Origin of the sequence: Alteromonas sp. KUL49 (genome assembly GCF_006538345.1) — a bacterium.
Lineage (GTDB): Bacteria > Pseudomonadota > Gammaproteobacteria > Enterobacterales > Alteromonadaceae > Alteromonas.
This window is the reverse complement of the sequence record NZ_BJKL01000007.1, coordinates 249,516-261,847: the sequence shown is the minus strand read 5'-3', so window position 1 is coordinate 261,847 and position 12,332 is coordinate 249,516. Positions and strand designations below refer to the sequence as shown.

12 protein-coding genes and 1 pseudogene are annotated in these 12,332 nt (G+C 45.9%); 8 read left to right on the top strand and 5 right to left on the bottom strand.

What is annotated here, in order from left to right:
- Positions 1-13: 13 nt before the first annotated feature.
- Positions 14-1,099 (top strand): AraC family transcriptional regulator, encoded by a 1,086-nt coding sequence (locus EYS00_RS14095; RefSeq protein ID WP_130637688.1) that lies wholly within the window; start codon positions 14-16, stop codon positions 1,097-1,099.
- A 14-nt stretch (positions 1,100-1,113) separates the two neighbouring features.
- Here the strand turns inward: EYS00_RS14095 and EYS00_RS14090 are convergent, their stop codons facing one another.
- Positions 1,114-1,359 carry a YfhL family 4Fe-4S dicluster ferredoxin gene (locus EYS00_RS14090; RefSeq protein ID WP_130637686.1) on the bottom strand — a complete coding sequence of 82 codons (246 nt, stop codon included), beginning with the start codon at positions 1,357-1,359 and terminating at the stop codon, positions 1,114-1,116.
- A 68-nt stretch (positions 1,360-1,427) separates the two neighbouring features.
- Positions 1,428-2,103, bottom strand: a pseudogene (gene mutH, locus EYS00_RS14085) (DNA mismatch repair endonuclease MutH).
- A 116-nt stretch (positions 2,104-2,219) separates the two neighbouring features.
- Here mutH and rppH point away from each other — a divergent pair.
- From rppH to EYS00_RS14050, 7 genes are all read left to right on the top strand, one after another.
- Positions 2,220-2,762, top strand: a complete 543-nt coding sequence (gene rppH / locus EYS00_RS14080) for an RNA pyrophosphohydrolase (protein WP_130637684.1) — start codon at positions 2,220-2,222, stop codon at positions 2,760-2,762.
- A gap of 34 nt (positions 2,763-2,796) precedes the next feature.
- Positions 2,797-5,088: a phosphoenolpyruvate--protein phosphotransferase gene (gene ptsP, locus EYS00_RS14075; RefSeq protein WP_130637682.1), complete on the top strand. Its 2,292-nt coding sequence runs from the start codon at positions 2,797-2,799 to the stop codon at positions 5,086-5,088.
- An 81-nt stretch (positions 5,089-5,169) separates the two neighbouring features.
- Positions 5,170-5,976, top strand: a complete 807-nt coding sequence (locus tag EYS00_RS14070) for a sulfite exporter TauE/SafE family protein (protein ID WP_130637680.1) — start codon at positions 5,170-5,172, stop codon at positions 5,974-5,976.
- 3 nt (positions 5,977-5,979) lie between these two features.
- A complete protein-coding gene (gene lgt / locus EYS00_RS14065; RefSeq protein ID WP_130637678.1) occupies positions 5,980-6,777 on the top strand; it encodes a prolipoprotein diacylglyceryl transferase in 798 nt (265 codons plus the stop codon).
- Positions 6,778-6,799: 22 nt separating this feature from the next.
- Positions 6,800-7,633: a thymidylate synthase gene (locus EYS00_RS14060; RefSeq protein WP_130637676.1), complete on the top strand. Its 834-nt coding sequence runs from the start codon at positions 6,800-6,802 to the stop codon at positions 7,631-7,633.
- A 10-nt stretch (positions 7,634-7,643) separates the two neighbouring features.
- Positions 7,644-8,669 carry a response regulator gene (locus EYS00_RS14055; protein WP_130637674.1) on the top strand — a complete coding sequence of 342 codons (1,026 nt, stop codon included), beginning with the start codon at positions 7,644-7,646 and terminating at the stop codon, positions 8,667-8,669.
- Entirely contained in the window at positions 8,669-9,649 is a 981-nt protein-coding gene (locus EYS00_RS14050) for a sensor domain-containing diguanylate cyclase (RefSeq protein ID WP_130637673.1), read from the top strand. The genes EYS00_RS14055 and EYS00_RS14050 overlap by 1 nt, the downstream gene beginning before the upstream one ends.
- On the opposite strand, the gene EYS00_RS14045 is transcribed toward EYS00_RS14050, so the two are convergent.
- The 3 genes from EYS00_RS14045 to EYS00_RS14035 form a co-directional block, all read right to left on the bottom strand.
- Positions 9,646-10,899 (bottom strand): MFS transporter, encoded by a 1,254-nt coding sequence (locus EYS00_RS14045; RefSeq protein WP_130637763.1) that lies wholly within the window; start codon positions 10,897-10,899, stop codon positions 9,646-9,648. The two genes, EYS00_RS14050 and EYS00_RS14045, sit on opposite strands and share 4 nt — an antisense overlap.
- Positions 10,900-11,020: 121 nt before the next feature.
- On the bottom strand, positions 11,021-11,344 hold the full coding sequence (locus tag EYS00_RS14040) for a hypothetical protein (protein ID WP_130637672.1): 324 nt from the start codon (positions 11,342-11,344) through the stop codon (positions 11,021-11,023).
- Positions 11,345-11,474: 130 nt separating this feature from the next.
- A complete protein-coding gene (locus EYS00_RS14035) occupies positions 11,475-12,317 on the bottom strand; it encodes a DUF3530 family protein (RefSeq protein WP_130637671.1) in 843 nt (280 codons plus the stop codon).
- Between the last annotated feature and the right edge of the window lie 15 nt (positions 12,318-12,332).

Genomic DNA, 12,332 nt, shown 5'->3' with positions numbered 1-12,332 from the left:
GTAGGACGTATGGATGCTTAGCACTGATTTTCTATTCGATTACACCTTATACGGCATTATCGGTTTGTACCTTGTCGTGTTAGCTCGGGTGTTTTATTTTGCCAATGACCTACCGTCAAAAGGTTGGATTGGTATTGCGGTACTCTGCTGGCCCTTCTTTATGCTGGATGAGTGGGTGCGCTTGTGGGATCTCCAAATGTTGATTCCGGTATTCGGCCTTTCTGATGCATTTGGTGTTTTATTGCTGACCTGCTGCTACCGTGCCGTTAAGTCTCTGCTTGTGCTCACTCCCTCCCGTCGCTTTCGTTTGTGGTGGCCATTTGTTGTCACCGCGGTAATTCAGTCTTTCGTGGTTTTTATCCCTGAAAGCGAAAAATTATTGTGGTTAGATGCATCGCCAAGCGGTAGTCCTCTGTTGTTGTGGCCCGTCTATTTGTCTTCATTGTGCGCAGGGTTCAGCATCTTGCTTTTGGGCATCTTTATTACTGAACACGTACATTTGTATCACCGCCATCTACCCGAACAGGTGGTGGACGTACAGGAATTTAGAGTGTCAAAACTCGCCGGTGTTATGGCGTTTACTGTAGGCGTAGCTTTCTCAAGCATTTTGTTGGTCACCGCAGCGATGTTTGGTTTTTTTGAATTACCCATATGGGAAAGCTTACATCATGTGATTTTGGGGGGGCCGCTACTGTTGTGCTTGCTACTACTATCGTTTAAGCGCACCACGTCGCCGTCTCCTCTTGATTACGAGAGATTAGAGCACTTGGACATCAAACCGGCACAAATGCGAGAGGTCATTACGCTTGCAGAGCAAGCAATGATTGATCAAAAAGCCTATAAGGAAATTGGTTTAACTTTAGCGTCGTTTTGTCGTAAAGCGAATATTGACCCTACTACTTTAGCGATGGCTTTGCAGTTTCAGGTAAAGAAAAATTTCAGAAGTTTTGTTTACCATTATCGTTTGGAGTACGCGAAAAAAGTGCTACTGAGAACCGATACTAAAATAGCGAAAGTCGCCAAGCGATTGGGGCTTAATTCGGAAAAATTCCTCAGTGATGTGCTGGTTAAACACCTGAGAAATAATCCGTCTTTGTAGCGAATTCTATTCGACTAGCAGTGCATCGCAGCATATTTATCCGCTAGTTGTGAGAGTGACTCTGTGTGGGCAGGGTCCTTCTCAATACATTCAACGGGGCACGCCGCTATACAGCTAGGTTCGTCGTAATGACCAATGCATTCTGTGCATCGGTTCGGATCTATCACGAAAATTTCACTGTTTGAAGAAATCGCCTGATTTGGACATTCGTCTTCACATAATTCACAGTTGATGCATTCTTCGGTAATTTTCAGCGCCATGATCTACTCCTTATCAAAAGGTACATAAAGACTATAGCGAACCGGAATATAGGGCAGCTTGAGGTAGGTCAAGCAAAAGCTTGATGAAGAATGTGAGCGGTGAATGATTTTCTCAAGTAAAAGCCTCTAGGGCGTGTTTTTATTCTTTGACCCTCTGGCCCAAAGGCGTCTGTAAGCACACTACCGTTTGCTGCTTTTGGTCTTATATGTAGGGCCTCACCTTGACGGGCTGTGATGGTCTCTACATTGCCGGTAAGAATGGCTTCGGTAAGCTCCTCCCAGTCGGTTCTGAGTATTGCGTCTTCTTGAGGAGTGGGGCGCCACAAGAAACCCGTTGCTAAGCGACGCTCGGCTAAAGGAATAGCGCGGTCGCCCTCAATAGGTAACCACAATACCTGTTGTAGCTTGTTTCTTACATTACTCTGTTGCCAGGTCATACCCGGGGGGAATTATCAAGGGTGTAAAACAAACGTATGTGGTTTCGAGAGGCTGACCGACGGCGTCGATAGGAATTGTTTTAAGTTCAACACCTAAATCGGGAAAGTCTTGCTGGGGTTTGGAACCCGCAGTGGCGCCTAACCACAATTCTACCAACATACCCGGCCATCCTTTGTGACGCTGCAAATTGGCAGGAATCGCTACATTTGCCATGGTAGCTAACTCGCCTAAACTCAAGCCTGCAATGGCCTGACAGCGTTTCAACAGTTCGTCGATGCTGGTTGGTGGTGTAGCTGGTGGTTGCATGATATGAGTCACTTATTACTTACCGCTTGTTCGTAGATGACGATTAATGCTTTGAAAGGCGTATATATTATGGAAGAATGCAACAATAGAAAAGTATAGAGTGCCCGGGAGTCTATGTGATAGATGCCGATGGATTCCGTGCGAATGTGGGCATAGTGATTTGCAACAAAATGGGTCAAGTATTTTGGGCAAGACGTTATGGTCAACATTCATGGCAGTTCCCTCAAGGCGGAATTGATGAAGGGGAATCTGCTGAACAAGCGATGTATCGTGAGCTTCACGAGGAGGTGGGGCTAACACAAAAAGATGTTTCTATCTTGAGTGTTACACGCAATTGGTTGCGATATAAACTACCCAAGCGACTCATTCGTCAGGGAAGCAACCCTGTGTGTATTGGCCAGAAGCAAAAGTGGTTTTTGCTCCAACTTGAATGCGATGAGCGGGAAGTTGATGTATTAAAAACAGGGCATCCTGAGTTTGATGATTGGCGGTGGGTAAGTTATTGGTACCCCATACGAAATGTCGTGTCCTTCAAACGGGATGTGTACCGCCGGGTAATGAAAGAATTTGCTCCGGTAGTGCTGTCTTCTCAACAGCGAGGCCAGCAGCGTCATCAAGGAAATGGCGCAAGACGCAATAAGAAGCGTCGTCGGGGATAATGTAAACCATGGACATGTGAGGGAATAAAGCGCGATGCTAACCACGCTTAAACGTATTGTGCAGGAAATTAATCAAATTCCTGCACTTGATACCGCTCTGTTCCGTCTAGCGAGCCGCGTAAAGCAAACGCTAAGCGTAGACTCATGTTCTATTTATCTCGCGGATTACGAAAAACAGGAATTCGTTCTCAAAGCAACAGATGGCCTTCACCCCGATGCTGTCGAGCAAGTAAAAATAGGTTTTTCAGAAGGGCTTATCGGTTTAGTTGGCCAAAGAGAAGAACCTCTTAATATTGTAAACGCCCATACTCATCCCCGATTCAAACACTATCCGGAAGTACAAGAAGAAGCGTATAATGGCTTTTTGGGTACGCCGATCATTCATCAGCGTCGAGTCTTAGGGGTTATCACACTGCAGCAAGGTGATATGCGCCGCTTCAGTGAAGACGAAGAAGCTTTCTTGGTGACCTTAGCCGCACAGTTGGCATTGGAAATAACCAATGCAGATATGCGTGGCGCGCTGAATAACACAACGTCCAATGATCCTATTCCCACGCAAAAAAATGTGAGTGGTATTCCTGGCTCACCGGGGCTGGCTATAGGTCGTGGCGCATCCTCTGAAAAATCCGTAAAGCTGAAAAACTGGGTAGTGAAGCGAACCACGTCTCCGGCTGAAGAAATTAAAATCTATCGCCGTGGTGTTGAACTTACTCGGGCTCATGTTGATGCCTTATCTCAGCGGTTAGATGATGGGATCCCCGATGACGTAAAGTCTATTTTTCAGCTCTATCACCATCTACTTGATGCCAACAGTCTCGGGCGAGAAGTTGAAGAAAAGATCCGAGGGGGGTGGGATGCCGCGTCGTCGCTCAAAATGGTAGTAGAGAATTACGCCGCCCGTTTTGAAGCAATGGATGACCCTTACATGCAAGAGCGGGCTATCGATATTGTTGATTTGTCTGACCGTATTCTCATGTATATCGTTACTGAGGCCAAAGGGCACAGTGTGGTTGAAACACCAGTGTACGACGAGAGTATTCTTGTTGCTGAAGAAGTGTCAGCCAATATGCTGGCCGAGTTCCCTCGAGAAAAACTCAAAGGCATCATCTCAATACGCGGGTCTAATAACTCTCATGCGGCTATTTTGGCCCGTGCCATGGGTGTGCCTGCGGTGATGGGTTGTCAAAACGTATCCCCGTCACTGTTAGAGGGTAAAGAAATCCTTATTGACGGATACGCGGGCGAAATCATCGTGTCGCCTGAGCGTCATATCAAACTTGAATTTGCGCAGCTTATTGAAGAAGAAGCGGCGGTTGCTCAGCGTATTGAAGCTGACGTCGACAAACCCTGTGAAAGTGAAGACGGATGTCGAATGGCGCTGTATATCAACGCAGGTTTATCCGCCGAAGTTGAAATCAATGCAGGCCAGATAGGTTCAGGAATTGGTTTATACCGTACCGAAATTCCTTTTATGTTACGTGAGCGTTTTCCATCAGAATTAGAGCAGGTGGAATTGTACCGACAGGTGCTTGCTTCCGCACCGTCACTACCTATTACCATGCGCACCTTAGACGTAGGCGGTGATAAACCGTTACCTTACTTTCCTATTAACGAGGAAAACCCCTTCTTAGGATGGCGAGGTGTTCGCTTAACCCTAGATCACCCCGAAATTTTCTTGGTGCAAGTACGTGCCATGCTCAAAGCGAGCGTAGGCTTGGACAACTTGCAAATTATGCTTCCTATGATTTCTTCCGTGTCTGAGGTAAAGGAAGCAAAACGACTAGTTAATCAGGCATACTTTGAAATAAGCGATGAGCTCAAAGCTAAGCATGTTAAGCTTCATCGCCCTAAACTCGGTATAATGCTCGAAGTGCCTTCAGTGCTTTATCAGCTACCTCAGCTTGCCAAACATGTGGATTTCTTTTCGGTGGGCAGTAATGATTTGACCCAGTATCTACTAGCGGTAGACCGAAATAATACGCGAGTTGCTAGTCTGTACAATTGTTACCATCCAGCAGTACTTGGTGCGTTGTTCGATATTGTCAAACAAGCCAATCAGAATCAGGTGCCCGTAACCATATGCGGTGAATTAGCAGGGGAGCCCGGCGGTGCAATATTACTCATGGGAATGGGCTATCGCCGCTTGAGCATGAGCGCTTTTAATATTCGCAAAATCAATTGGCTTATACGTAATGTAAGTTTGGAAGAAAGTAAGCAGTTACTATCGCTAGCACTAACGTCTAGCTGTCATAGTGAAGTGTTTGAACACGTCAATCAATATCTTGAAACGAAAGGTCTCGGTGGCTTGGTACGTGCCGGTGCTTAACGAAATATAAGCTTCATTTTATTAATCGCTTTCTGTAGTGAAAACTATGTTAGTCTACGCGCTTAACTTCAGGGAGTGGGTATGGATCCGGTAGTCATTATTTTTCTTAGTTGCCTAGGAATTGGCGCTGTGGTTGGTGTGTTAGCCGGCATGTTAGGTATTGGAGGCGGCTTGATTATTGTGCCTGCCTTGTCTTATTTACTGATCAATGTGTTGGGAATGAGTACGCAATATGTCATGCAAGTGGCAGTGGCAACATCGTTATCTACCATCATTTTTACCGGTCTTTCCTCCGCGCTTACTCATCACAAGTTAGGCAATTTTCATAAGCCAACGGTTATATACACCAGTTTAGGGATAGGGTTTGGCGCCGTTGCCGGAGCATTCACGGCAAGTGCAATTCCCGGCGAGATGCTCATTGATGTATTTGCGGTATTGGTCATGCTGATTGCATTGCAGATGGCTTTCGGTAAAAAGCGTGCCTCTGGAAATAAAGCCACACCTAAGGTTCTCGGTGTTGTTGGTACCCTAACCGGAGGGGTAAGTGCCTTCATGGGTATTGGCGGCGGCGCTTTGCTTGTACCTGCGTTAGTGTGGTTCAACGTGAACATTCGTCAGGCCATCGGTTGCGCTGCTTTTTGCGGTTTGGTGATCGCCGTATTTGGTACGGTAAGTTTTATCATCTCCGGCTGGTCTAATACAAGCCTACCATCGGGTAGTGTTGGGTATGTCTACCTGCCAGCGGGAGCAGGCATAGTCGCGACGTCCATGCTAACCGCCAATATTGGCGCCAAGTTAGGGCAGAAGGTCAATGTTAGAGTACTTAAGTTAATGCTAGCGGCCTTGCTAGTGTTAGTCAGTTTAAAAATGTTAGTAGGAATAGAATAGGTTATGTCTGACAGTAGTTATCTGGTATTCCCCAGTATAGACCCTGTTATTTTTAGTGTTGGGCCATTAAGTGTGCGTTGGTACGGAATGATGTACTTAGTGGCATTTGTCGCGGCGTATTTATTAGCACAGAAACGCTTATCAAATACCACCTGGACGAAAGACCAAGTCAGCGACATGCTGTTTTGGGGCTTTATCGGCGTCATTTTAGGTGGTCGATTGGGGTACGTGTTCTTTTATCAGTTTGGCATGTTTCTCGACGACCCCTTGTATCTATTTAAGATATGGACTGGCGGTATGTCTTTCCACGGCGGTCTCATTGGTGTCTTGGTTGCACTTTTTTGGCAGGCCAAGCGAATGGGTACCACATTCCTCGCGCTAGGGGATTTTGTCGCCCCTCTTGTTCCCATTGGTTTAGGAGCGGGGCGTATCGGTAACTTTTTAAATGCCGAATTGTGGGGAAGGACCACAGATGTTCCATGGGCTGTGATTTTTCCTAATGCGGGTAATGAACCCAGACACCCGTCACAACTCTACGAATTTGCACTCGAGGGCGTGGTGTTATTCGTCATCTTGTGGATGTACTCAGCTAAGCCTCGTCCTGTGGGCGCAGTAGGCGGTGTCTTCTTGTTGGGTTATGGATCATTCCGCTTTATCATAGAGTTTTTCAGAGAACCCGATGCACACATAGGCCTATACCAACTTGGCCTAAGTCAAGGGCAACTCTTGTGTCTTCCTATGATACTATTGGGATTGATCTTATTGCTTCGCGCATACAAGCGCGACGATGCAAATGCGTAACAACAGATAATAAAGAATAACGATGAAAGAATATCTTACTCTGATGCGCCATGTGCGTGACAATGGTGTGAAAAAGGAAGACAGAACCGGTACGGGAACCCTGAGCGTATTTGGTTACCAAATGCGATTTAATTTGCAGGAAGGTTTTCCATTGGTGACGACTAAAAAGTGTCACCTAAAATCGATTATTCATGAGTTGTTATGGTTTTTGAAAGGTGAAACCAACATCGCCTATTTGAAAGAGAATGGCGTAAGTATTTGGGACGAGTGGGCAACTGAAGACGGCGAGCTCGGTCCTGTTTACGGATATCAATGGCGCAGTTGGGATCGCGGTGACGGCACTACGGTCGACCAAATCAAAGAGTTAGTAGAACAGATTAAAACAAATCCAGACTCTCGTCGCTTGATTGTGAGTGCGTGGAACCCGGCAGTACTGCCCGATACAAACTACTCTCCGAAAGAAAATGCGGCCATGGGTAAGCAAGCCCTTCCTCCATGCCACACCCTTTTCCAGTTCTATGTACTCGACGGAAAACTCAGTTGCCAACTATATCAACGCAGCGGTGATATTTTCTTAGGCGTACCTTTTAACATTGCAAGCTACGCCTTACTGACGATGATGGTAGCGCAAGTTTGTGATCTTGAGCCCGGTGATTTTGTACACACATTAGGCGATGCACATTTGTACAGTAATCATTTAGAGCAAGTAGAACTGCAGCTTAGCAGAACACCGTACAAGCGTCCTACCATGGCCATTAACCCTGAAGTAAAAGATTTGTTTTCTTTTACCTATGATGATTTTGAGCTTCAGGATTATGAATGTCATCCACATATCAAAGCACCTGTAGCGATCTAGCGAGGTAGATGTGACTATTCCAGTACTCATTTGTGACGACTCTGGCTTTGCTCGCCGCCAAATGGCGCGCAGTATTCCAGATGGCTGGGATGTGGAGATTTCATTTGCAGAGAATGGAGCGGAAGCCATATCTATGATCAAAGCGGGAAAGGGCGATGTGCTTTTCCTCGATCTAAACATGCCAGTAATGGACGGCTACGAAACGATGGAGGTCATTCGAAAGCAGGACCTCCCGTGCTTGGTTATTGTGGTTTCTGGTGATGTTCAGCCAGAGGCGCGCACCCGTATGAAAAATATGGGGGCGTTAGAGTTTATTCGCAAACCTATCGACAATACCAAGTTAACGACTATTTTAGCGGCGTATGGTATTTACAACGGTGACAGCGAAGCGAGTCATCGAGTGGAAGAGGCGAATAAGCTTAAAACTCATACCTTGGAAGACCAGTTAGACGCTTATCGAGAAATGGTGAACGTTGCTATGGGTCAAGCCGGTGAAAGTTTAGCGCAATTACTGGGTACCTTTATCGATTTGCCCATCCCGAACGTAAATTTGTTAGCGAGTAACGAATTATCTATGGCGATTGCAGAGATTAATCACAATGAGTGTGTATCTGCAGTTTCTAAGGGGTTTGTTGGCTCAGGAATACGTGGCGAAGCTTTAGTCATATTCAACGACACCAATACACAGAGCATGGTCGAATTGCTTGGATACGATGCCCATGACTCGATAGGAAGCTTAGATTTAGAAGCCCTGATGGATGTATCGAATATACTTATTGGTGCGTGCTTAAATGGCCTTGCCGAACAGTTGAACGTAAGCTTTAATCAGACCCATCCAGTACTGCTGGGTCGTCACCAAGGGCTAGATACCTTACTCAGTGACAACGTGAAAAAATGGGGGCAGATTATGGCTGTCGAGATTGGCTACGCCATCAAAGCAAAAGGTATTGCTTTTGACTTGTTGTTGCTGTTCCCTGACGACGCCATGAAGCAAATTTATTCCAGATTAATGCAAGAGAGCAGAGAGATAGCTTAATGACTACCCCCATGGACGCAGGTAATTGGACCGAGGCACTTGTTAACTCCATTGAGGTGGGCGTGGTTATTCTTGACCGTGATTTTATGGTTGAGGCCTGGAATCCTTTTATGGCAAACCACTCCTCTGTGCCCGCGAAAAGGATTATTGGTACGTCGCTGTTTTCCCATTTTCCTGAAATCGATCAACATTGGCTGAGGTTAAAGTCGGAGCCTGTTTTTAACCTCAGAAGCCCAGTGTTCATTATTTGGGAACAGCGTGAATATTTGTTTAAGTTTGGTTGTGATAGACCTGTGACCTGCGACGCGGACCACATGTATCAGAACGTGACAATGTTTCCATTAGTATCCAGCTCCGGAGATGTAGAGCGTTTTTGTATGCTGGTGTATGACGTGACCGATCAGGCGTTAGGTAAACGCGGTATCGAGCGTCTTAACGAAGAACTCAAGATTGCCAGTCGAGTCGATGGGTTAACGGGCTTATTTAATCGCAGATATTGGCAAGATCGCTTTGAAAATGCCTATAAGCTTGCCATGCGTCGTGAAAAGCCGAGTACGGCAATGATGTTGGATATCGACCACTTCAAACGTATCAATGATACCTACGGCCACCAAGCCGGTGACAAGGTTATTCATGCCTTGGCACAGTTAGTTAAACGCTGTATCCGCGAAACAGATTTGGCAGGGCGCTATGGTGGTGAAGAATTTGCGGTGATTCTCACTGACTCTACAGTAAAAAATGCCACCATAGTTGCTGAACGTATTCGTCGTTTTGCCCAACGTCTCACTGTTGAGCACGAAGGTAATGAGATCTCATTTACGGTGAGCTTAGGCCTTGCGCAACTCGAGGTTGATTCCAAGTCTAGCATGGCTTGGCTTGAACAGGCCGACCAGGCCTTATACGCAGCCAAAGAGGGAGGCCGCAACCAATACCGTCTCTTTGGTGATGACGAAAACCCCGTAGCCATAGGCTTGGCTTAACGGTTTGCTTCCATCGTATTAATACGCTCTCTGATGTTGTATAAAAACAGCAAGCTCGGGATGACCATTAATGCGGTGGCGATGAAAAATACGCTCCAGTTACCGTCTAAATAATCTACCATAAAGCCACTGCTTGATGCGACAAGCGTTCTCCCAGCGACGCTCAATGAAGCCATGAGAGCGTACTGAGTAGCACTGAACGCTTTGTTACACAGTAGTGATATGAAGGCTACCATCGCCACCGTGCTCCATGCTGCAGTAAACCCATCAACGATTACCGCTGCGGTAAGTAATTTCACATCAGGGCCGACCTGTGCAATCACTGCAAACATCAAGTTTGATGCAGCCATAGCGATACCGGCAATCATTAAGCCTCGATAAATCCCATAACGAATATTTATTAGGCCACCAATGAGTGAAAAAATGATAGTCACCCACCAGTTTAACAACTTTGAATAACCGCCAATTTCGCTGTTGGTAAACCCGATTTCTTTGTAAAAAACGATACTCATTCGGCCTAAAAATGCTTCACCGAGTTTAAATAGAAAAATAAATAGTAAAAATGACAGAGCAACTTTTACACCATTACGCGTAAAGAACTCTTTGAAGGGAAAAATAATAGTTTGTTGCACCCACAGAAGCGCCCCTTGATTGTTGGACGCGCCTTGCACTGCTTTACGCATTGCGGCGCGGTCAATGTCTGGCTCTTTGGTGAAAAGCGTACCGAGTATTAACAACACCATAATCCCACCAATTATCAGGTAGAGCTGTGGCCAATACCAATCTGTAGAATCTGCAAGGAAAAAAGGCAAGGCACCAAGTCCGCCATAGCCTGTCCACCATCCTGCAGTGGCAACGGCAGAGGCAGCCGACATTTTGTCTCTTTCCTCTGACTCAATAACGTCAATACGATAACCGTCAATGGCAATATCTTGAGTCGCTGAACACAACGCTATCATAAAGCCGCATAGTGCAATCCAGAATAAGTGATTGCCTGCATTAAGTTGAGACATGACGATACAGCACAGCAGAACACCGCACTGCATCATAAAAATCCAACCCTTCCGTTGCCCGAATCCGTATATTTTCAGTCTGTCGACAAGTGGCGACCATATCCAATTGAACGAATAAACCGCAAAAATTGCCCCAAAAAGGCCAATAGCTGATCGAGACAAGCCTTCGTCTTTTAACCAGGCGGAGAGCACAGACCCTATCATGATCCATGGAAAGCCGCTGGCTATACCAAACATAAAGATTGTGAAGAGGCGTTTGTCTTTGTAGGTATTAAATGAACTGAGCAAGGGAGGAATTCGTTGAATGTTTTAGCTATTGAGCCACGAAGTGTAGCGAGTTGCAAGAAGGAGAATAGTGTTACGGACGAATACCCACACAGTCGAAAGGGCAATGGCCATTGCCATCAAGGAACAACACGCAAGTTTTTAGTTCATCGACCAACACTTGGTCGCCTTTGATAGTGTCTTCTGTCCAAAATTGCACCTGGTGAAGCACGTGCCAAAACACCCGCTCTTTTTGCGTGTAAGGTTGTGTAAGCGAATGAGCGATTTGTCCCCACTCTTCTAAGGTATCCCAAAAGAAGAGCTCGAGCTCTTTAAAAGGCATTTCTCCTTGCCAGAACGACTTCAAATAGAAGCTCAATTGCTTAGCTTTCTGATTTACAAATTCTTGCACTGTCACGAGGAATACAACCGTTTATGTATCTACATCTAAGTATAGCGGCAATCTGCTTGATTACTGTGTTTTGTAACTAGTTACGCTTAGACCACTGTTTTTATTTAGAAAATAGGTTAATCGTTTTCATTCTGGATTACCAGCCTAAATAGCGGATCCAGCCCAAAATTTGACCTGCAAGTAATTGAATATGCGGTGGTTGTTGATTCTGTGTAGTGGGGTGATGGATGTGTGGAGCAGCCAGTTGTCGCTGCCTGTAGTGCAGTTTAAGCGATGTTTTTGCGAGTGTTTCTCGTTGTTCTGCGGTGCTTGCATCCCAGCTATTTTGATTGGGGTAAGAGATATCTAACAACGGAAACGGTGTTTGGGCCACTAGTGATGGTAGTGCTTGATTTATCTCATAGTGCGGCCAATAGGGAAAAATGCTAACCATGGTATCAGGGTAGCCAATTTGATCATTCGCACCTAAATCTATGAGCTGTGCGGCGGTCATTCCACTCGCGATCACTAGCCTAAAGCCCGCGGTGTTATCGCTAAATTGGTAGAGTTGATTCATGATCATCATCAATCGCTGCTGCACATCTTCGTAGTTAGCAACCATTTTTCGACTATCTTCTCTGGCGCTAACATTCGTCATCTGCTCACCGTCTTGTGTTGCTTCTGCTGTCATTTGAGCGGCCACAGACCCATTTAAGAACAACGGAAAGATCACCGTGCGCCAACCCTTTTCATTGAGGGAAGAGGCAAGGTGTTTTGCATCAAATAGTGAGAAGCCTGATGCACTGTCATCGGCAAAAATAAAGGCAACGCCGAGGGTCAGTGGTAGTGAAGAAGGGGTATCAAATACGGGGTACTGGGACTCGCCGACCATGAGCTCGGTATATTCGTCTTGCATTAACGCGTGCTGTATGTCATTCATCATCTCGGCTTCTGCCCTAGGCAGCACCAAGCATAAGAATGCCAATAGAATTACACGCATAAACCGTCTCAAATA

Excerpts from the sequence above, each read along its gene's own strand:
- EYS00_RS14095 (WP_130637688.1), top strand. The coding sequence starts at position 14 with ATGCTTAGCACTGATTTTCTATTCGATTACACCTTATACGGCATTATC.
- EYS00_RS14090 (WP_130637686.1), bottom strand. The coding sequence starts at position 1,359 with ATGGCGCTGAAAATTACCGAAGAATGCATCAACTGTGAATTATGTGAA.
- ptsP (WP_130637682.1), top strand. The coding sequence starts at position 2,797 with ATGCTAACCACGCTTAAACGTATTGTGCAGGAAATTAATCAAATTCCT.
- EYS00_RS14070 (WP_130637680.1), top strand. The coding sequence starts at position 5,170 with ATGGATCCGGTAGTCATTATTTTTCTTAGTTGCCTAGGAATTGGCGCT.
- lgt (WP_130637678.1), top strand. The coding sequence starts at position 5,980 with ATGTCTGACAGTAGTTATCTGGTATTCCCCAGTATAGACCCTGTTATT.
- EYS00_RS14060 (WP_130637676.1), top strand. The coding sequence starts at position 6,800 with ATGAAAGAATATCTTACTCTGATGCGCCATGTGCGTGACAATGGTGTG.
- EYS00_RS14050 (WP_130637673.1), top strand. The coding sequence starts at position 8,669 with ATGACTACCCCCATGGACGCAGGTAATTGGACCGAGGCACTTGTTAAC.
- EYS00_RS14045 (WP_130637763.1), bottom strand. The coding sequence starts at position 10,899 with ATGTTTGGTATAGCCAGCGGCTTTCCATGGATCATGATAGGGTCTGTG.
- EYS00_RS14035 (WP_130637671.1), bottom strand. The coding sequence starts at position 12,317 with ATGCGTGTAATTCTATTGGCATTCTTATGCTTGGTGCTGCCTAGGGCA.